Raw genomic sequence first — 18,941 nt, 5'->3', positions numbered from 1 at the left:
CTTAGCCGGACGCGGCGTCGTTGTTCGAGGGTCGCTTACGTAACTCCCGTAGCTTGCCGATGAACCATGACTGGCTCGATACCGGCGCGGCGTTCCCGCAACGTACCTGATACGCCTTGCCCGACATGCTGCTCTTGGTCGCGGCGAGTTCGATGAAAGACTCGGTAGACGTCACCAATGCCTTTTTCTTCAGGTACTCGTACTTGCGCTGCAAGTGTTCGCTGGCTTTCGGCGCTGCATACCACGACCCGTTGCGGGAAAATTCGCAGTTGGATTGCTCAAGTGCTTTGAAAAGCTGGCCAACCTCACGTGTGGTGGTTGGCGAAACAGCTTGTGCAGAAGCAGAGGTACACAGGAATAGTGCAACAAGAAGAAATTTAGTGTTCATGACCGCATGGTAACGCAGGACGCCACCCTGTTAGCCGGTAGAACAGCCGATGGAGGCGAGGGTTGTCCAGCGTCAATCAAGAGCACGGCCCACTTCATGGTGCAAGACGGTCGGAGGCGTCGGTCTTGCAAGACAGCGCGGGTATCGGAATGGCACAGCACAGCGTGCACTGTGCGCAAGCATTACTGCGCGCCACTGCATCGCGTCCGGCTAACCGCATCAATCCAGCCTGCGCGCATCAAGGGCGAACGCTAGGCATCTGCCGGGACATAGCGCAGCAGCGTGGAGCCATCAAAATAATTTCCGTAATACTCGCTCTCCCGCAAGCCGGGGTTCGCTCTGAAATCGATGTATGGCATGGAGCAATACGGGCAGCGGAAAGGGTTGAGGTAGCTATAGCTCGACCCGTCGGGTGCCAGAGGCAATGCGCTTTCCAGCGCAGCAAGCGCGTCAGCATCGGGCTCGGACAGCGCCGCTGGGCTGCCAGGCAGATGGCTGTCGACCGTCATGGTGTACGCGCCAGATGCCGAGTAGAAGTAGCCCGCGTTGCTAAATCCGGCGTGATAGGAGCGGATCTGGAATGAACGCCGGCAGTGGTCGCACACACAGGACAGCACCACGTTGCCACTGGTGACCGTGCCGCCGTAGTGCAGTCCCCGCGCGAACAGCCCCTTGCCCGCAAGCGCGGAGTTGCTGGCCTCTGCGCCCGGCAAAAAGAACGGCTGAAACCTGATCCCGGATGCCTTGCCGGTCGCAAACGCATCCGCAGCGAGCTGCTGGTCCTCGGAAATGACGCAATCCACTTGGCATCCCAGATTGGCATGGACGCGCACGGAAAAATGGAACCATCCAGACGCACTACCGAGCTCATGCGTGCGTACGTCTCCTGCCGAATCCGCACATTCCAGCATGCTGCCAGACTTCAACTGCACTGAAGGCGTCATTTCGCAAGGGAGATCTTGTTCTGTCACGCGACACAACTCTTTTCCATCTGCTCGAACGATCAACAACGGTGTGGTTTTTTTCTTGAAGAAGGAGAACATGCGTTCCTTGGCGATTACGTGTGAGTGGCAGCGCAGGGCGCCGAGTGCAAGCGTGATAGAGCGGCGCGCAGACACAAGGCGCTAACCATGCCTGACGCGGCATCGTCTTGCCAGCCTGTCACGGAGCAGGCGACGCGCTCGCGGTCGCCGTCCATTCGCGTCGGAGTGGATGCTTGTTGTTTGACTTCGGTGCAAAGGTGCAAGTAACGAAGCACGCAGGCGTGCGCAGGGCTGGCAGAACGCAGCTGGCGAGGCACGTCGCAGGAGCCGACACCGTTGGGTTGCGCACTGCGGAGTCTGTGAGCCACGCGCACAAGAGCGGCGCCTCGATGAAAGCAACTGCAGTTCCGCCACAGCCAGTTGTCTTCTCGATGCTATCGCGACGCATCGTGCAAACTCGCCCTGTGTGCAACGTCTATGTGCAGGCGACCCGAAGATGGCACCACCACCGATCTGCCCAACGGGCTGGCTAGACGAATCCTCAGGCATCCTCTGCCTGCAGAGGCCTGTGCATGACATAGACATCCACGAGCCCCAGTCGGCGATGGTGAAACGCCTGTGGCAAAGTACCGACGATGGCGAACCCCAGCTTCTTGTAGAGCTCCACAGCTGGCGCATTGCTGCTCACCACATAGTTGAATTGCATGGCTAAATAGCCGGCATCTTTTGCCTGCGTCAGACTGTGTTGGACAAGCGCACGTCCAACCCCCCGGCTTTGCGCCTCCGGATCCACCAGATAGGTGGCAGTGGCCACATGAGACCCAGGCCCGGGGTAATTGGCCCCAAACTTATACATGCCCAACACAGCGGCATCAGTGATAGCGACGTAAGACCTCTGCGATGTGAACCAATGCGACTGAAACGTGGAAAGATCGAAGTCAGCAGCGAATGGCAGTGCATCACCCGCTGAAATAACTGCCTTGAAGATGCTCCACATCGAAGCGAGATCGGACGCGTTTGCTTGTCGAATGCGCATGATGAATCGCGGATCCTACTGATTGAGTGAAGCCGGCCGGCGAAGCGGAATTGCTAACCCACAGCCAGCATCTCGTCGGGACGTGGCGGACGTGCATGAAGGAGGTCTTTCTTTCAGCAAGCACCGAACTCTTTGTAGTTCAATTGTCCTTTGCTAAGGCTGATGTGCCTACTTCGGCCAACCCGGACCTCATCAGCATCTTCGTCATCCTGGCCATCGTCCTTCCAGAGACACACAGCGCAGTTGTCAAAACCACCAGGCTCGATAAATTGTTTACCCGCAGCAGGGACGCCGAAGGGGAAGATCTGTCATCTCTACCATCTGACCTAATGCTGGAGTGAGTTCGCACCGCAAAGAACTGTTGGCTTCGGTAAACGCTTAGAGATCGCGCTGGGCCTTGTGGTAGGCCACAAGGGCATTCGCATGGCCGTGGCCAATCTCATGTTCGGTCTTGAGGAAAGCCACCTGCTCCATATGCTTTTTGTCTTTTACGGAGTCAAGCAAATTGAACCAATGCGCAACCGGCTTCCCGTAGCTCTTCTCGATGGAGGGGAAGTACGAAGCTGGTCCCTTGACCTTCGTTTCCGTAGTCACAAACGGTTCTCGCTATTGAAGAAGTAGGGAGGTCAGGATAACTGGCTTGGCTTGCATCTGCTTGTCCAGCAACACGACGTCGGACAAGTGGCGATCAGAGCATCGCCTACAGGTCAAAAAGATATAAGTGCCTCATCAAGCGGGCCCAGCTAGGAGGATTTCAGGCGCGCTAAGGTGCGCTTCGATCCATAACTAGGTTGCTCCCGCCCGTGCTACGGACGACAAGAAACACAACAGCCAACAGCACCGCTAGTACCAGCAGGTAAGTAAGCCTATATCGGGTGACTCGAGACATTGCCTGTGAGGCTTAAAGCATTAATTAAGCCGCGCCGCGAAGCGGCGTCGGCTTGAATGAATAGTTAGCCGCCTGGCCGCATCACCGGGCAAGCCCCCACTAGCGCGTTCGACACGAGAACATTCATGGGGTCTTTCCAGACATCTTTGTTGGTCAGCAGATACTTATCAACAACGTCTCGCAATGCCTCGCTGCTCATTTCAGAAGTACATGCATGAACCTTCTGCACCTCTTCCTTAGAGGCTCCGTAGAATCCAGAGCTCAGCAGCCCGTCTACAACGCCCATTACATAGGCTGATCGAGTGGCAGGTGACTGTGTCACATACGTCTCGCCTTTCAAGTACCCATCATAGACGTGCACCGACTGCGCAGAACTAGTCGAGGCAGCTAACAACAGACCAGCAAATAATCCAAATCGCATAACCAAATCTCCTAGGGGCTAACGCCTGAATTAAGCCGACTGGCGAAGCCAGTTCGGCTTGAATGAATTGTTATCCGACAAGCTCGCATGGCAAGGTCAGCGGCACCAGGAACGAAACTTTGCTGCTGCCGGACTGCTCGCTGCTTGACTGTCCGCTGCTACCAAGTCAAGGGTGCGACGAACACACCCGCGCCACCTTTTGTGCCCGAAACGTCCTTAGTTGTGATCGACACCTCAAACTCAACGAACTGCACCGCATCACCGCCCGCAAGCGTGAAACCATGTCTGGCGAGCTGGTCAGCCATTGGGTCAAGGAACGGATTGACGCGTGCCCCGGCATTGAGCGCATCGACCTTGGCACGAGCATCAACAACTCCGCCCACAATCTGGACCAAGGTCTCGGAAATGAAATCTTTCAGCTCCACGTGATGCTCCATTGCCGGCTAACGCCTGAGTCAAGCCGAGTTGCGAAGCAACTTCGGCTTGAATGAGTTGTTAGGCCGCATTAGTGCATGACTCCCCAGGACTCACAAATGCCGCCAAATGGCTGCATTGTTGAGCTGGTGCGGCGCTGAACGGAAATGACTCCTGCGTAGGTGACGGGTCCAATGACTTGGAAGAGAACATACCCATCTCCGTCCTCATCTGGCTCAATCACCTCAATGCCGCCGTACTGCGAACGAAGTACCTCAAGTGCCAATGGAGCAGGAGGCCAAGACTCAAAGTCCACGTTGTAATCAACTGCATAGGGTTTGGAGAAATCGAAGCCATCGGCTTCAAGGCGCCGAAAAACATCCCCATCTGCATCATCTGGCCAGCTCATTGAAATCTCCATACGGCTTAACGCTTGAATTAAGCCGACACGCGAAGCGGGTTCGGCTGGAATGAATTGTTAGGAATCACTAGCGGATTTGCGCCAGAAGCGCTTTTCAAGCCTTCTGACGTTTGGTGCCTTTGCGAGTGTTGGCAAGTACTCACCTAGCTGGAACAGTTCCTGGTCAGCTAGATCACCAAAGAACGGCTTCACCCTGACGAGGTTTCCGTAGTGTTTGGCCAGCTTGGCGGGTGTGTCATCTACCATCAGCACCTGTTCAAGCCGATAACCCCGACGCTTTATCTTGCCAAGATTCTTTGTCCACTCATAGTCTTGATGCTCTGGATCAAAGCGCATCGTGCAACGCTCGCGGGACCATATGAACTTGAGGTCGATGTCCGGTGGGAAGATTGCCGCGACAACCGGCGCCGCGTACAGACGAGTAGAAGAAGTCCAAACTGCTAGGTCAAAGTGCGAACCTACCGTAGACAGAAACGAGCTAAGGCCCGGCCGCCTGTACACAGCGTACGGTCCAACCTCAAAGTCAGGATCACGGTCCAGGCAACCTTCGGTTGCATGGATGAGTGTCTCGTCGAGATCTAGAATCAAGAGTGTCATGCAGCGCTGGGTGTGGGGCTTAACGTTTGACTTAAGTGGCCCGGTCAGGCGTCCGCTTGAAGGAAGGGTGAGGCATTCAGGCGCCTCAGCCGGTATGCCATTTCTTCCGCTACGTCAGGCTTGCCTGATGCGGCGATTTCTTTGATGAGCGCGATGGACTCGGGCGTGTTGATGTCTGCGAGAGCATGGCTGAACTACTTGGCAATAACGCCTGGTTCGGAACACGTGTACTCAAACATTTGAAAGTCACCTTCGAGAACCTGACGAATGTAGCGAACGCTCGACGGACTACGAAGGAGTTGGATTTCCCTGGTTATCTCTTGATGAAGCTCGTGCCCTGGCATCACAAGCAGCTCATTGAGGATGTCTGACCGATTTTCTGGCTCGCCGATAGTTAGGGTAAGGCTCAGTAGATCACATGAGGCCTGCCAGTTATTCTGGGAAATTGCGACAGACATTTCACGCAGAACTTGCTGTTTGACCGTCTCAGGCTGCTGGTTCATGTTGGAATGCCTAACGCCTGAAATAAGCCGACTGGCGAAGCCAGTTCGTCTTGATTGAATTGTTAGGGGGGAATGTATCAGAGTTCGGCGCTACAGCGGCGATAGCAGAGGACACCGAAGCAATCACCCGAAGTCAGGCAGCTCTGGGCGCACCCGACACAGCCCCAGCGGCCTAGTCACAGAAACAAGAACTTGACAACCCAGCACACTCTCCTAGCACCGAAGCCGCATGCCAGCAGCATGAAAACCGTGAGCCAAGTGAACCCGCCGAAGCCAAGGCCGCACCAGCCAACCCCAGAAGCGTGCCGCAGAACAACACCAGCAATCTGGCCGCTCCCGGTGCAACCGCCACAGTAGCTCTTAAATCACCTAACGCCTGAATTAAGCCGACCCGTGAAGCGGGTTCGGCTTGAATGAATTGTTAGGCCGCAAGCCGACGCAGCCTGCCCCGCGACTGTCGAAGCCCAACAAGGTGCACCAGACCAATGGCGAGACATATCGCCGAGCTCACGACCCAAAAAGTGAGGCTGTTGCCAGGGAAGTAGGCCATAACCGGGACGAACGCCACACCGCGAACGATGTAAACACCTGTGATCGCCGTAAGGACTGTTCGACGTAGCGGAAACGGCCAGAATACGCCCGCGGCCGAGAGTGCGTACGCACCCCAGGTGGCCAAGACGGTGGCGATCGCGAGCGTGACAACTGTTGGGTACCAGCTGCCCCCAGCGTGAAGTTGCGCCATCTGTTCTCCAGCGCCCAAGAGGCGGAAGAGTGGCGCGCCCACTACTAAGCACGCAAGATGTATCAGTGCTGCAACGCCACTCAGTGCGCCGCCGACGATGAGGAACTTGTTGGTTGGGCCTTTCACGCGATTTCCCTTGCGGTCTAACGCCTGAATTAAGCCGCGCCGCGAAGCGGCGTCGGTTTGAATGAGTTGTTAGGCAGTGGTCGCAGAGGTTGAGTGGTGCAACCATGCTCCCCAGCACTGCCGCCGGGACCGAGTGTGCCACAGCTTGCGGGATGGAGCTTGCCCAGTGATGCAGCGGCGCCTGATACCCACCGATGCCAACTGCACCGAGCGCAGCGCGGGAACGACTCGCCAAGGCGAAGCACCGAACTTGCCGCAACCAGCAACGGTCATGACTGCTGTCCGGAGCCAACCGCAAGCACGCCTGCGAACTCACCGAAGCGGCAACCACATACACTTTTGCTCCACAACGGCCTAACGCCTGAATTAAGCCGCGCCGCGAAGCGGCGTCGGCTTGAATGAATTGTTAGGCTCCGCCCTGTGCTAGCTGAGCTCTTGCCCAACTAATCGCGCTGTCGGCCGGCACCGAGTCGCCTGCCTGAGGGTCATCAAGACAGCCGCCCGTCATCGCAGCCAGGACACTAGATGCGGCCAGGGCTGACACCAGCTCAAGCGGGCGTGAGCCGATACAGAACTGGACTGAGAAGTCAGTGCCCGGTGCCAGTCGCATCTCCTCTATGTCCTCAGCTGCAACGTTCGATGCGTAGTACTCAAAGCCGGATGTCTCACCGCTAACCGGACAAGGAAGGAAGCCAGAGAACGTGTCCACATTAAAATCGTAGTCCAACGCGACCGGAAAGCCCGCCTCAACTATGGCGTCATGCCAAGCGCCTGGTGATGGCATCACGTTACGCTTCAGATAGACAACTAGGTCGTACGACATGAGCTTCCGAGGGCTTAACGTCTGAGTTAAGTCGACCCGCGAAGCGGCTTCGGCTTAAATAAATTGTTAGGCGCGCTGCAAGACGTAGTTGGTAGGCGGCGCGTCGTTGAAAGATGTGATGAGTGTAATAGTATCCCCGTCACGAGAAATAACAAGACCCATTGGTAGACCAGAAGCCTCGAACGAGATCTCGCTCTTAGAACGAAGACTGCCGCTAAAGCGAACCACGCTGGGTAAGCCCAGTTGGGCAAGTAACTCTACAGAGTAGCCAGAAGCGCCAATCACTCCAGCAATTTGAACCTTATCTCCCAAGCGAAAATCAATGATCTGTCCGTAGCCGACGCGAGTAACCAGCAGCGAAGCTAGCCCATCACCTGAGCAGTAAGTTCCGATCAAAATTTTGCATGAATTCAAGAGCAGGGATACGGGTAATCATTTCGAGCGCCTAGCGTCTGAGATAACCGGACATGCTCCGGCTTGCCGGGGCATGTCCGGTTAATTGAAGGGTTAGAGCGCATTGGTAGTAGCAATAAAGTGGTTGATTGAGTGACGGAGACCGACTGCCTTCTCTCCGACGCGACCAAGACCCGACGTTGCGATTGCTATTGCGCAGTTGGCCTCACCCAGATGTGCAGCTATACGTGCCATGAGGAGGCAATCTGCCGGATGCACATGTTCGGGTTGAAAATTGGCAACGAGCTTGAAGAAGCTCTCTGGATATGCCTTGAAGCGTTCGAAGAAGGCAGTTCCTTGGGTTGCCCAGGCCTCTGCCACTGACAACGCGCTTGCTTCAGCTTCTTGCTCGGACGTGCCATAGCTCCAACCAAAGGCCTGCCCCTCTGGAGGTAAAATGCGAGACCGAAATGCGCATTCGTATTCCGGCAACTTATCCGGCTCCTTGTTGAAACTTGCGGAAGGCAAGAACGAAAGGTGTGCTCCGAGGTTTAGGTAGCACCGATCTCCACCGCTACTGCCTTGAACATTGACTACATAGATCAGTGGCTCATTTACCCGGCGTAGGGTAGATCCGGAACCGCGGAAGCCAGCCTTCCGTAGCACAGGATAAAAGTGTTTAGAAAGTGCCTTTTTGAATATGCCTAGATTCATGGTTCGCAGATGCGCTCTAATGCCTGAATTAAGCCGACCCGCGAAGCGGGTTCGGCTTGAATGAGTTGTTAGGCCGTGAAGTGCGAGCCACGGCCATCCCAGTCCTTTCGAGCCCAGCCCGGTGTGGGCACGAAACATTCATAACCGAGATCCGCAAGCACCATAGCTGACTCATTGGCGTATGTGTCGGCAGGCATCGAGTTTGCCGAGATGGTTAGCCAAAAACGGTGCTCGGAGAATCTCTCGTCATCTGAGTAGCAGATCTCTAACTTGGGGTCCTGACCGACAGAACAGAAGTAGTGCTCATCAACATAGTTACTACTCTCTCGCTCCTCGTGCTCAAGAACCCCAAGCGCCCGAAAAGCTCGCGCGGAGAACTCGGCGAGAGCGGTTGAGCTAGGTGCCTTAATGAAGATGTCGCTATGTGTGAGCACGGCCTAACGCCTGAATTAAGCCGACCCGCGAAGCGGGTTCGGCTTGAATGAATTGTTAGGTTGCGCCCGATGAGGCGTAACCTGGAATGTGGAACCTAAGGTAGTGATGGATATCCCCCGCCGCATCCTCTGCGTGTCCGCGGACATACTCATGCTCATCTTGAAGTGCCGCTGCAATAACTGGAGAAACTGCTACCAAGTCTAGGCGCCGACAGGTGCGTGCGAGGTGGCCGAAGCCAAGAATTGCATTGCCGCGAACATTGAAGTGCGGGTGCTGAGCCAGCGAGAGACAAATAGCCTCGGCCCACGCACGGTCATGCGGGTCCATGGTTATGACGATCGGAACATATAGCAGCTCTTCTGGAATGCCTCGAGCGACTACAGCCTCTACGTTTTGCTCTGTCCATCCGTCTCGAAATGGTCCCATTGCGCAACCTAACACCTTAATTAAGCCGCGCCGCGAAGCGGTGTCGGCTTGAATGAATTGTCAGCCAGCACGGTCTGCAAGCTCGCGTTGCATTTGCTCCTCCGACCATCTCTGATCTAAGGATACATAAAATCCATCGCGGTAGATGCGCATTCGGCCGTCATCGCCGCCCAATTGGCGTGAAGCATGCACGGGCAGGCGTGGCGGTTCCTGGATGGATTCTGCAAAAACAATAGATGCTGGTAACCCTATAGTGATGCCGGAGTCTCGATCCTCACGAATGATATATTCAGTCTCACCAAAGCTCACTGGTTCACCTGAGAGCCTCAATGCGTGACGTACCGAGTAGTACACGCGCATTGCATGACCAACGTCTGCTTCAACTGGCTCGGCCTCCTCAGTAGGAGGCGGATCAATAGCGGTGGCGCTTAATTCAGGATCAAAGAAAGCTTGCAGCCCTAGAGCACAAAGGGGTTTAGCCCCATTGATATAAGAGATCATTGCAGACTGTGCTTTTGCTTTGAGAAGCGCATCCGGAGCGAATCCGTTGGATCGCCCCTTGCACTCGACGACTACCCACTTTCCACCGTTATACGTGCACCCTATCAAGTCCGGCCGCGAACCCCCAGGCTTGTACGCAATTGCCTGCGATGCAGTTGATACGTGAAATAACCAAGGGGTATCGAGGAAGTCCTCGGCGATAAGTTTGGCTAAGGTCATGCCAAGGAAGTACGAGGCCGCTGCCTTCTCAGTAGGATCCATGAAGTGATAGAGCCCCGATTTCATCACGAATCCTGAGCTTTGATGCAGGTGCGCATAAAGAGAGAAGGCGCGTGAGCTAGCCTCTGCGAAAGAGTTTTGTGGGTGTGGCACCCAGTACAAAGGCCCCTTCTTTCCAGAAGTTACTGCAGCCCAGACGAGGTCCACCCACGAAGTGACATGGTCCACTGTTCCATTGAGCCCTGGAAAGTCCAATGGACTGAAGCTCTCAAAGTTGAGACGTATCTTCATGTGCTGGCTAACGCCTGAGTTAAGCCGAGCCGCGAAGCGGCTTCGGCTTGAACGAATTGTTAGACCACGCCCGCCATGCTCCAAGAGCAGCGAAGACGTTCGCAGCTATGGCAAACCAAAAGCCACCCTTGATCTCATGCCAGAGTCCGGTACTGGCAGAGTAAAGGCAGACGGTTGCCGCCAAGGACAAGGCGAAACCAGCACGTGGCGCGCGATAGAGCAAGATGGCAGTGGCAAGACCCAACGCTACGAAACAAAGCCAAAAAGTTTTTACTGGAGGGCTAGTAGCCCACAGCGCTTGAAGCTCTGGTGTGGCGTGGAGGAAGTGCAGGACCAGGTCAAATGCCACCAGCGAATGCAAGAGAGCGGCGAAGCCCATGAGCAGGCCTGCGTATCGGCTAGGAACTGGAACCTTAGGCTGCATAAGTGTCTCGTGCGCGGTCTAACGCCTGAATTAAGCCGGCCCACAGCAGCGCGGCGACTGAGTGCTAATATAGTCGAAGGCGCGCACTTAGGTGCCGCCCTGATGCGGGCTCGGCTTGAATGAATTGTTAGGGCTCACTAGCCCTGCGGAAGCTCCGGCATGGGAACAAACTTACCGGTAAGAGCAGCACTTGCTACGCCAGGCTCCTGAGAGGACGGGGGAACGCGGATAACCAGCGCGTGATTCTCCGGTGCATCTCGGGCCTGCTTGGCGTAGCCATCACGCCACTCTTGCGGTGCCTGAAGCAGAACCTTCTCTGCCCGAAGTGAGATTTGAAAAAGGCCACACTTTGCGCAGCGGAAATACTTGCACTTGTCGTAGTCCACCAGATAGTACTCGGCGGATGAAGCGCACAAGGGATAATCCTGCTTTGTTGTTCCTTTCATCTGCGGAGTAGCCTCATGTGAGCCCTAACACTGGATTTAAGCGGCGGCGAAGCCGTCCGCCTTGAACGAATTGTTAGGCCGCGCGCAAGCAACCTAAACGCCAAATGCAGTTTTTACGGCAGCGCAGTTTCTTGGATTTTGCGCATTCCAGATCGCGATCGCATTATTCATGCGCACGACCCAGGCGTCACAGTCAGCAGCGACGCCAAGGTTGTATTTTTCTCGGAGCTTTTCCCAAAGACCCTCACCCTCGATTCTCGGGCAGACTTGCTTGAAAGCGGAGTAAAGCGGTGTGATGTCTTTACCCTCGAGTCGACCGCAATCATCTTTTGTGACGTTACGAACAGGCATGTCTGTGTCTCCGATTGATATCAAACGCGGGAACTTATAAAAAGCGGCCTAACGTCTGAATTAAGCCGCGCCGCGAAGCGGCGTCGGCTTGAATGAATAGTTAGACGGTGGTGCCGCAGAGCAGTGACGCATGACCTCTGCTCCCCAGCACGACCATCGCTGGGCCAAGCATGCCACAACCGAAGTCACGTGGCTTGCCAAGGTAGCGCGACCGCGCAGAGCAACCGAAGCCAAAGGCAGTGAGCGCAGCGCGGCAGTGACGTTGCAAGGCGAAGTGGCAAACAGGCCGATCGCTGTTACGCAAAGACCGCGCACCGGAGCCGACCGGTAAACCACCAAGGTGTTACCGAAGACAGAAGCCACCAACGATGCCAAGCACTGCCGCCTAACGCTTGAATTAAGCCGACTGGCGGAGCCAGTTCGGCTTGAATGAATTGTTAGCCTGCAAGCTCGCGTGGCAAGGTCAGCGGCACTCGGAACGAAATTTTGCTGCTGCCGGACTGCTCGCTGCTTGACTGTCCGCTGCTACCAAGTGTGAAGGGTACGACGAACACGCCGACCCCACCTTTTGTGCCCGAAACGTCCTTAGTTGTAACCGACACCTCAAACTCAACGAACTGCACCGCGTCACCGCCCGCAAGCGTGAAGCCATGTTTGGCGAGCTGGTCAGCCATTGGGTCAAGGAACGGATTGACGCGTGCCACGGCATTGAGCGCATCGACCTTGGCGCGAGCATCAACAACTCCGCCCACAATCTGGGCCAACGTCTCGGAAATGAAATCTTTCAGCTCCACGTGATGCTCCATTGCCGGCTAACGCCTGAATTAAGCCGACCCGTAAAGCGGGATCGGCTTGAATGAATTGTTAGGCCGTGCCGGTCGAGTTGGCGAGTCTGGCCAGCATGATCTTGGACATTTCCGCTGGCACCCGACTATACGACTCTTTAAGCATGGGACCGTAGTTGTATGGCAACGCCTCCACCCCATGAACGATCGACCAGAACACTCCTGCGCCATCGTCCGCAGGGAATCGCTCAAAGACACCAAAAAGGGTGGGAAGTGAACTCACGTGTGGCTCCCCTGCAAGCCATAGCTCGTTAAGAAGATTGTCTAAGGGCAACCACGAGTCAGCTAATGGCGCGAAGCTGGCGATGTCTTTCAGGATGTCCGAGTGGGAGCGCATTTGAATAGCCGCCTAACACCTGAATTAAGCCGACCCGCGAAGCGGGTTCGGCTTGAATGAATTGTTAGCCGCCACTGTAGCCTCCGGGCTGCCAGTCAGCAGGCATGATGGTCACTAGAGCGATGCCATTGGCGCCAAAACTAAAGTGCAGGCTGTGCGAGGATGTGACGTACTTGGCCCAGGAGACCACCCCAAATGACGGGGGTTTAGTGTGGCATCTGTGGTAGGACTTCCCAGTCGCTTTAGGACGTCGGCCTGTGTGGATGAGAAATTGAGGCCGGCGATCAGTGGATGCGAGAACTGGCCAAAGCCGTCCTTGCCGAATGAATGAAGAAATATCGTGCCAATACGGTCATCGGGCCTAATCTCAATTTGAACTCCACCTGCCTTGTTAGTCAGGAAGCGCTCCGCATGCATACCCTCCTCGAGCGGTTCGAATACTTGGTCGAGCAGGTTGAAGCGAGACAGAACTTGCCGTGTCTCGTCCGAGGCGAGTGGCTTATCAATAATAGAAGCGAGTTCTTCCATGCGGCTAACGCCTGAATTAAGCCGTGCCGCGAAGCGGCATCGGCTTGAATGAATTGTTAGGCATTGCTGCCCGGAACCTCACGGACCGACTCTACGGCAAACGATATTGGTGCTGACTCAATGGGCAAGCAAGCGCAGATTGCGTCCGAGAACTCGTCTAGGGGGGCCTTTCCCTCTGGGTCAAAGTCGTTCTGAGCTTCAAGCACGATGCAATCGCTTTCCCAGCGGCAAGACACGTTCTCGTGCCATGGACGACTGGCGAACTCGTCTGCAATTTCTGAGAGGCCCGCCAACGCAGATTGCTCTGACATTCCCCGGCAAGAGACCGTGATCTTGAACATGCAATGCCTAACACCTGAATTAAGCCGACCCGCGAAGCGGGTTCGGCTTGAATGAATTGTTAGATGGCGTTCTAGTTGTCTACACGCCAATTAATCGGCAGATTAATGTTAAAGATCAAAGCGTCTTGAGTGATCTCGAACGCCAAGTCCTCGCTGTGCCAGTCATCTGAGTTTTGGTCCTTGCAGCCTGCGTAGAACGATGACATGAAATCGACTTGCGCTGAACCACTCTTGCCTCCCTCGTCGATATCAACCTGCTGCACGTCTAGACTCTCGTCAACAAGTTGCACTCGGGCGTCGTCAACATCAATTGAAAGCTCAAACAGCGGAGCAAACTGCGCCTGATTTTCTATGATCAGCTTTTCAATTTCTTCTTCATCTATCGACCAAGACCGGTTATTGATCGGGATCGTCACAGTCAACTTTCGAGTCATCGCGACACCCCCAGTGCCAGCTAACAACTATTCGAAGTCAAAAAGGTGCACAGCACCGGGGCGTAGTACGTAATTTCTGACCTCCCCATCCAGTGCAACCCCAGTCGTATCAACGCAGTGTGCCGATCGTGGTGCGTGACCACGATACATAAGTATGTCGCATTCCCTGGCGCGACTCATCTGAATGCGACCGTATCATTCCGACCGAACGGCTTCAATCTCCTGGTCTGCATCGGGTGCCAGGCAGCCGTCTTCGGCAGCGCCGACCGGGCGCCCGGCTCGGCTGCTGGATCGCGTCTGCGTTCGGTTGCGGCGGCTGGGCCGTGCCAAGCGCACCGAGGATGCCTATGTTGGCTGGATTCGGCGCTTCATCCTGGCCAACGGCAAACGGCATCCAGAGGCGATGGGAGTGCGCGACGTGGAAGCGTTCCTGATTCTGCTGGCGGCGCGCGATCACGTGGCGCCTTCGATGCAGAATCAGGTGCTGGCCGCTTTGCTGTTTCTGTATCGCGAGTGTTGGGACGCGATCTACCATGGATGGACGTGATTCGGCGGGCCAAGCGGCCGCGGCGGTTGCCTACGGTCTTGAGTGAGGCGGAGGTCATGGCGGTGCTGGCGCGGATGGAAGTGCGTCAGGCACTAATGGCGGCACTGCTCTACGGGACCGGCATGCGTTTGGTGGAATGCGTGCGCCTACGCATCAAGAATGTGGATGTGGCACGCAACGAGATCGTGGTGCGCGACGGCGAGAGTGATAGCGACGGGCTGGTGCCACTGGCGCTCAGTCTGCGCGCGGCGATGATGCAGCAATGCGAGCGGGAACCGCTGCATCGTGCGGGGAAGTGATGACCTGTGCCCGGTGGGTGGTGTTGTCGCATGCGGTAGCGCGCAAGTATTCCCATGCCCATGCCCATGCCGATGCCGATGCCGCGCCATAGTTGGCAGTATCCGTTCGGTCTCCGCGTCAGTCGGTGGATCCAGGCATCCGCCGGATTGGCCGGCGTCACGCTTACATGGACGTTCTGCTGGGTGCGTTGCAGCGGGCGCGGTTTATGTTCTTCGGCTTTGTCGCGTGATCGTGTGGCTGCCCCCATCCGCCCTTCGGGCACCTTCCCCCGCAGGCGGGGGAAGGGCGCAGGGTGGTTTTTCCGTAAATCTTCGTAAGTCTAGGGAGTGCAGTTGGTCACGGCCGCGGCTGCGGGGACGGACGGCATGGGCCTGGCTCGCAGATATCTCAGCCGTCCAGCATCGCCTTGTCGCGCACCGCGCCCTTGTCCGCGCTGGTGGCCAGCAACGCATACGCCTTCAACGCAGTGGTGACCTTGCGCGGGCGCACTTCCACCGGCTTCCAGCCCTTGGCGTCCTGCTCGGCGCGACGACTAGCAAGCTCTTCGTCGGAGACCAGCAGATTGATCGAGCGATTGGGGATGTCGATCAGGACCTTGTCGCCATCGCGCACCAAACCGATCGCGCCGCCTGCGGCCGCTTCCGGCGAGGCGTGGCCGATCGACAGGCCCGAGGTGCCGCCGGAGAAACGGCCGTCGGTGAGCAGGGCGCATTGCTTGCCCAGGCCCTTGGATTTGAGATAGCTGGTGGGGTACAGCATTTCCTGCATGCCGGGGCCGCCTTTGGGGCCTTCGTAGCGGATCACCACGATGTCGCCGGCTTTGACTTCGTCGGCAAGGATGCCCTTGACCGCCGAATCCTGGCTTTCATAGACGCGGGCGTTGCCTTCGAAGACATGGATGGATTCGTCCACGCCAGCGGTTTTGACCACGCAGCCGTCGCGGGCGATATTGCCGTACAGCACGGCGAGGCCGCCTTCCTGCGAGAACGCGTGGGCGACATCGCGAATGCAGCCGTCGCTGCGGTCGGTATCCAGGCTGTCCCAGCGCGTGGCCTGGCTGAAGGCGATCTGCGTGGGGATGCCGCCCGGTCCGGCCTTGTAGAACGTATGCACCTTTTCATCGCCGGTCTGGGTGACATCCCATTGCGCGATGGCGTCGGCCAGGGTGCGTGCATGCACCGTGGCTGCGTTGGTATGCAGCAGGCCGCCACGTGCGAGCTCGCCGAGAATGGCCATGATGCCGCCAGCGCGATGCACGTCTTCGATGTGGTACTTGGGCGTATTCGGCGCCACCTTGCACAGCTGCGGCACGCGCTTGGACAGGCGGTCGATGTCGCGCATGCCGAATGGCACTTCGCCTTCCTGCGCGGCGGCGAGTAGATGCAGGATGGTGTTGGTCGAGCCGCCCATGGCGATGTCCAACGTCATCGCATTTTCAAACGCTTCGAAGGTGGCAATGCCACGCGGCAGTGCGGTGGGATCTTCGCCGCCATACCAGCGGTGGCACAGTTCCACCGCCACGCGACCCGCACGCAGGAACAACTGCTCGCGGTCGGCGTGCGTGGCCACCACGGTGCCGTTGCCCGGCAGCGACAGGCCCAGCGCTTCGGTCAGGCAGTTCATCGAGTTGGCAGTGAACATGCCCGAGCACGAGCCGCAGGTGGGGCAGGCGCTACGTTCGAATTCGGCGACTTTCTCGTCCGATGCGCTGTCGTCGGCAGCGATCACCATGGCGTCGATCAGATCGAGTTTATGTTCGGACAACTTGGTCTTGCCGGCTTCCATCGGGCCGCCGGAGACGAACACGGTCGGGATATTCAGCCGCAACGCGGCCATCAACATGCCCGGGGTGATCTTGTCGCAGTTGGAAATGCACACCAGCGCGTCGGCGCAATGCGCATTGACCATGTACTCGACCGAATCGGCGATGATTTCGCGACTAGGCAGCGAATACAGCATGCCGTCGTGGCCCATCGCGATGCCGTCGTCCACGGCGATGGTGTCGAACTCCTTGGCCACGCCGCCGACGCGCTCGATCTCGCGCGCGACCAGCTGACCAAGATCCTTCAGGTGCACGTGGCCGGGCACGAACTGGGTGAAGGAATTGGCGATGGCGATGATGGGCTTGTGGAAGTCCCCATCCTGCATGCCGGTGGCGCGCCAGAGTGCGCGCGCGCCGGCCATGTTGCGGCCGTGGGTGGAGGTCTTGGAGCGGTATTCGGGCATGGCGATGTCGACGACTGATCAGCGAGCGGTGGCTGGCAATTAGAGCGCGTCGCGACTGTTGCTGCTGCAACCGTCACGGCCCGTTCTGGCGATCGGTCACGGTAGCACGCAGCCGCCAGGCACGAGCGCGGCGGCAGGCGAGCACGGATGCGGCGAACGCGCGGGCAGACAGGCGTTGCGGCCACCCCGAACGGTTCATCGATGCGGCGCGACGCGCGCGCCTTTCAGGCTGCACGCCGGCGCGCGGGTTCGGGGCGGCCACGACAACTACAGCGCTCACCGTCAGGCCGGTGCGTTCGCCCCGCAGCGTCGTCGCCAACCACGCGAATCGCGGGGCTGCGTGCCTCGCCCGCACGCACCTGACGTTCGCTCGCTACGTTCTGCTGGCCGCTCTAAACTGCGCGCATGACCTCTGCCATGTCGTGCCGCGCCGGCTGTGCCGCGTGCTGCATCGCGCCCTCGATCAGTTCGCCAATCCCCGGCATGCCCAACGGCAAGCCGGCCGGGGTGGCGTGCGTGCAGCTGGACGCGCAGTTGGGCTGCCGGTTGTTCGGCTCGCCGCAGCGCCCGGCGGTGTGCGGCAGCTTGCGGCCGTCGCTGGAGATGTGCGGCACATCGCGCGAACAAGCGTTGACGATGCTGACGGCGTTGGAGCGCGCCACGCAGCCCTGAAAAACCAGCTCTGCGCGGGTGCGTCGACGCCAGGCAGGACTCGGCCGCCCGCCTGCTCAGTCGCGGACAGGCGCGCTCAGATACTGATCCTTGAGCCGCACATAATGTTGCGCGGAGTAATGCAGGCTTTCGATTTCCTTGTCGCTGAGCGTGCGCGCCAGCCGCGCAGGATTGCCCAGCCACAATTCCGCTTCGCCAACGATCTTGCCCGGGCCCACCACCGCACCGGCGCCGACAAACCCGTAGCGTTTGATGGTGGCCCCATCCAGTACGCAGGCGCCCATGCCGATCAGGCACAGGTCTTCGATGGTGCAGGCGTGCAGGATGGTGCCGTGGCCCACGGTCACGTCCTCGCCGATAATGGTTGGATAGCCGGCCTTGTTGAACGGACTGTGGTGGCTGACGTGAATGATGGTGCCGTCCTGCACATTGGTGCGTGCGCCGATCTGCACATGATTGACGTCACCGCGGATCACCGTGCCTGGCCATACCGATACATCGTCGCCCAGGCTCACCTTGCCGATGATGGTGCAAGCCGGGTCGACATAGACGCGTTCACCCAGCTGTGGGGTGTGTTCCAGAAACGGGCGAATCGGGGTCACGGCACTCTCCGGTCAATCAACGTGCCGCCAACTGCGGACACGGCTGGATGATACCTGTGCGGTGCGGATTGCCGCGGCAGCAGTCGTGCTGCGCAATGGATGTCGCCAGATGCGGGCGTGTGTTGTGGATGCCGTGGACGCGGCATGCCTCGATGTGTGTTGAGCCAGACTGTGGTCAATCGCTGCAGACGAGTGACGCCCTTTGAAGTCAAACGCGGTGCTGCTGTCTGAGCATGCTGCATATCCGACGATCCGACAGACACGCAGCGCGTCCGCTGCCCATGATGCATGCATGACCAGGAGCAGGTAACAGAACTACGGCGCGGCCACCGGGCGGGCAGGGCCGGTGCTCGGAATCGGCATGGGCGACGCGTACGCTCCGGTTACGCACGCGCTGTCCGTACCCACGTGACGGCTGTTTGAGCGGGTTTGTTAGGCGCTCCAAGCTGCATGGAGCGTTGTCGCCGTGATATTCGCCGACGAACTGCATTGCGCAAGTTGGCGCAACACTGCGGACAAGCACCGCACACGCTCGTCGAAGGCGATCTCGCACACCTAACGAGATA

21 protein-coding genes and 1 pseudogene are annotated in these 18,941 nt (G+C 57.7%); 4 read left to right on the top strand and 18 right to left on the bottom strand.

Annotated elements, in window-relative coordinates:
- Position 1: 1 nt before the first annotated feature.
- From RQH86_RS12120 to RQH86_RS12110, 3 genes are all read right to left on the bottom strand, one after another.
- Positions 2-388: a YfeK family protein gene (locus RQH86_RS12120; protein ID WP_311239182.1), complete on the bottom strand. Its 387-nt coding sequence runs from the start codon at positions 386-388 to the stop codon at positions 2-4.
- A 251-nt stretch (positions 389-639) separates the two neighbouring features.
- Positions 640-1,431: a hypothetical protein gene (locus RQH86_RS12115; RefSeq protein WP_311239183.1), complete on the bottom strand. Its 792-nt coding sequence runs from the start codon at positions 1,429-1,431 to the stop codon at positions 640-642.
- 481 nt (positions 1,432-1,912) lie between these two features.
- Positions 1,913-2,407, bottom strand: coding sequence for an N-acetyltransferase (locus tag RQH86_RS12110; RefSeq protein WP_311239184.1), 495 nt, complete (start codon positions 2,405-2,407; stop codon positions 1,913-1,915).
- Positions 2,408-2,502: 95 nt separating this feature from the next.
- Here RQH86_RS12110 and RQH86_RS12105 point away from each other — a divergent pair, with 95 nt between their 5' ends.
- Positions 2,503-2,748, top strand: a complete 246-nt coding sequence (locus tag RQH86_RS12105) for a hypothetical protein (protein ID WP_311239185.1) — start codon at positions 2,503-2,505, stop codon at positions 2,746-2,748.
- A 37-nt stretch (positions 2,749-2,785) separates the two neighbouring features.
- On the opposite strand, the gene RQH86_RS12100 is transcribed toward RQH86_RS12105, so the two are convergent.
- The 13 genes and pseudogenes from RQH86_RS12100 to RQH86_RS12040 all read right to left on the bottom strand — a co-directional run bounded on the left by RQH86_RS12100 (position 2,786) and on the right by RQH86_RS12040 (position 14,010).
- Positions 2,786-3,001, bottom strand: a complete 216-nt coding sequence (locus tag RQH86_RS12100; protein WP_311239186.1) for a DUF4287 domain-containing protein — start codon at positions 2,999-3,001, stop codon at positions 2,786-2,788.
- An 874-nt stretch (positions 3,002-3,875) separates the two neighbouring features.
- A complete protein-coding gene (locus tag RQH86_RS12095; RefSeq protein ID WP_311239187.1) occupies positions 3,876-4,142 on the bottom strand; it encodes a hypothetical protein in 267 nt (88 codons plus the stop codon).
- An 80-nt stretch (positions 4,143-4,222) separates the two neighbouring features.
- Positions 4,223-4,540: a ribonuclease E inhibitor RraB gene (locus RQH86_RS12090; RefSeq protein WP_055853953.1), complete on the bottom strand. Its 318-nt coding sequence runs from the start codon at positions 4,538-4,540 to the stop codon at positions 4,223-4,225.
- Positions 4,541-4,609: 69 nt separating this feature from the next.
- Entirely contained in the window at positions 4,610-5,149 is a 540-nt protein-coding gene (locus tag RQH86_RS12085; RefSeq protein WP_055853444.1) for an HAD family hydrolase, read from the bottom strand.
- A gap of 44 nt (positions 5,150-5,193) precedes the next feature.
- A pseudogene (locus RQH86_RS12080) lies at positions 5,194-5,652 on the bottom strand (hypothetical protein).
- A gap of 1,274 nt (positions 5,653-6,926) precedes the next feature.
- Positions 6,927-7,343, bottom strand: coding sequence for a hypothetical protein (locus RQH86_RS12075; protein ID WP_311239188.1), 417 nt, complete (start codon positions 7,341-7,343; stop codon positions 6,927-6,929).
- Between the two features lie 507 nt (positions 7,344-7,850).
- The gene (locus tag RQH86_RS12070; RefSeq protein WP_311260582.1) at positions 7,851-8,450 is read right to left on the bottom strand and encodes a DUF4304 domain-containing protein; all 600 of its coding nucleotides are present in this window, start codon (positions 8,448-8,450) and stop codon (positions 7,851-7,853) included.
- 921 nt (positions 8,451-9,371) lie between these two features.
- Positions 9,372-10,322, bottom strand: coding sequence for a hypothetical protein (locus RQH86_RS12065; protein WP_153066213.1), 951 nt, complete (start codon positions 10,320-10,322; stop codon positions 9,372-9,374).
- 963 nt (positions 10,323-11,285) lie between these two features.
- Positions 11,286-11,543, bottom strand: a complete 258-nt coding sequence (locus RQH86_RS12060) for a hypothetical protein (RefSeq protein ID WP_153066731.1) — start codon at positions 11,541-11,543, stop codon at positions 11,286-11,288.
- Positions 11,544-11,980: 437 nt separating this feature from the next.
- Complete coding sequence (locus RQH86_RS12055) at positions 11,981-12,337, bottom strand: hypothetical protein (protein WP_153066214.1); 357 nt, start codon at positions 12,335-12,337, stop codon at positions 11,981-11,983.
- 70 nt (positions 12,338-12,407) lie between these two features.
- Positions 12,408-12,611 (bottom strand): hypothetical protein, encoded by a 204-nt coding sequence (locus RQH86_RS12050; RefSeq protein WP_153066732.1) that lies wholly within the window; start codon positions 12,609-12,611, stop codon positions 12,408-12,410.
- 228 nt (positions 12,612-12,839) lie between these two features.
- The gene (locus RQH86_RS12045) at positions 12,840-13,253 is read right to left on the bottom strand and encodes a hypothetical protein (protein WP_311239191.1); all 414 of its coding nucleotides are present in this window, start codon (positions 13,251-13,253) and stop codon (positions 12,840-12,842) included.
- Positions 13,254-13,665: 412 nt separating this feature from the next.
- On the bottom strand, positions 13,666-14,010 hold the full coding sequence (locus tag RQH86_RS12040) for a hypothetical protein (protein ID WP_161964593.1): 345 nt from the start codon (positions 14,008-14,010) through the stop codon (positions 13,666-13,668).
- 325 nt (positions 14,011-14,335) lie between these two features.
- Between RQH86_RS12040 and RQH86_RS12035 the strand changes: the two genes are divergently transcribed.
- Together RQH86_RS12035 and RQH86_RS12030 are read left to right on the top strand one after the other, a co-directional pair.
- Positions 14,336-14,575, top strand: coding sequence for a phage integrase N-terminal SAM-like domain-containing protein (locus tag RQH86_RS12035; protein ID WP_311239192.1), 240 nt, complete (start codon positions 14,336-14,338; stop codon positions 14,573-14,575).
- Positions 14,576-14,631: 56 nt separating this feature from the next.
- Complete coding sequence (locus RQH86_RS12030) at positions 14,632-14,874, top strand: tyrosine-type recombinase/integrase (RefSeq protein WP_311239193.1); 243 nt, start codon at positions 14,632-14,634, stop codon at positions 14,872-14,874.
- Positions 14,875-15,262: 388 nt separating this feature from the next.
- On the opposite strand, the gene ilvD is transcribed toward RQH86_RS12030, so the two are convergent.
- On the bottom strand, positions 15,263-17,101 hold the full coding sequence (gene ilvD, locus RQH86_RS12025) for a dihydroxy-acid dehydratase (protein ID WP_311239194.1): 1,839 nt from the start codon (positions 17,099-17,101) through the stop codon (positions 15,263-15,265).
- Between the two features lie 405 nt (positions 17,102-17,506).
- Between ilvD and RQH86_RS12020 the strand changes: the two genes are divergently transcribed.
- Positions 17,507-17,773 carry a YkgJ family cysteine cluster protein gene (locus RQH86_RS12020; protein WP_115561029.1) on the top strand — a complete coding sequence of 89 codons (267 nt, stop codon included), beginning with the start codon at positions 17,507-17,509 and terminating at the stop codon, positions 17,771-17,773.
- 56 nt (positions 17,774-17,829) lie between these two features.
- Here RQH86_RS12020 and RQH86_RS12015 read toward each other — a convergent pair whose 3' ends face one another.
- The gene (locus RQH86_RS12015) at positions 17,830-18,375 is read right to left on the bottom strand and encodes a gamma carbonic anhydrase family protein (RefSeq protein ID WP_115561030.1); all 546 of its coding nucleotides are present in this window, start codon (positions 18,373-18,375) and stop codon (positions 17,830-17,832) included.
- Between the last annotated feature and the right edge of the window lie 566 nt (positions 18,376-18,941).

This window comes from Xanthomonas sp. WCS2018Noco2-27 (assembly GCF_031843525.1).
Taxonomy (GTDB): Bacteria; Pseudomonadota; Gammaproteobacteria; order Xanthomonadales; family Xanthomonadaceae; genus Xanthomonas.
This window is presented reverse-complemented; position numbering and strand designations above follow the sequence as displayed.

Bases quoted from the DNA above. Each gene is read 5' to 3' on its own strand.
- RQH86_RS12120 (WP_311239182.1), bottom strand. From the start codon at position 388: ATGAACACTAAATTTCTTCTTGTTGCACTATTCCTGTGTACCTCTGCT.
- RQH86_RS12115 (WP_311239183.1), bottom strand. From the start codon at position 1,431: ATGTTCTCCTTCTTCAAGAAAAAAACCACACCGTTGTTGATCGTTCGA.
- RQH86_RS12110 (WP_311239184.1), bottom strand. From the start codon at position 2,407: ATGCGCATTCGACAAGCAAACGCGTCCGATCTCGCTTCGATGTGGAGC.
- RQH86_RS12105 (WP_311239185.1), top strand. From the start codon at position 2,503: ATGAAGGAGGTCTTTCTTTCAGCAAGCACCGAACTCTTTGTAGTTCAA.
- RQH86_RS12090 (WP_055853953.1), bottom strand. From the start codon at position 4,540: ATGAGCTGGCCAGATGATGCAGATGGGGATGTTTTTCGGCGCCTTGAA.
- RQH86_RS12085 (WP_055853444.1), bottom strand. From the start codon at position 5,149: ATGACACTCTTGATTCTAGATCTCGACGAGACACTCATCCATGCAACC.
- RQH86_RS12075 (WP_311239188.1), bottom strand. From the start codon at position 7,343: ATGTCGTACGACCTAGTTGTCTATCTGAAGCGTAACGTGATGCCATCA.
- RQH86_RS12070 (WP_311260582.1), bottom strand. From the start codon at position 8,450: ATGAATCTAGGCATATTCAAAAAGGCACTTTCTAAACACTTTTATCCT.
- RQH86_RS12065 (WP_153066213.1), bottom strand. From the start codon at position 10,322: ATGAAGATACGTCTCAACTTTGAGAGCTTCAGTCCATTGGACTTTCCA.
- RQH86_RS12060 (WP_153066731.1), bottom strand. From the start codon at position 11,543: ATGCCTGTTCGTAACGTCACAAAAGATGATTGCGGTCGACTCGAGGGT.
- RQH86_RS12045 (WP_311239191.1), bottom strand. From the start codon at position 13,253: ATGGAAGAACTCGCTTCTATTATTGATAAGCCACTCGCCTCGGACGAG.
- RQH86_RS12030 (WP_311239193.1), top strand. From the start codon at position 14,632: ATGGCGGTGCTGGCGCGGATGGAAGTGCGTCAGGCACTAATGGCGGCA.
- ilvD (WP_311239194.1), bottom strand. From the start codon at position 17,101: ATGCCCGAATACCGCTCCAAGACCTCCACCCACGGCCGCAACATGGCC.
- RQH86_RS12020 (WP_115561029.1), top strand. From the start codon at position 17,507: ATGACCTCTGCCATGTCGTGCCGCGCCGGCTGTGCCGCGTGCTGCATC.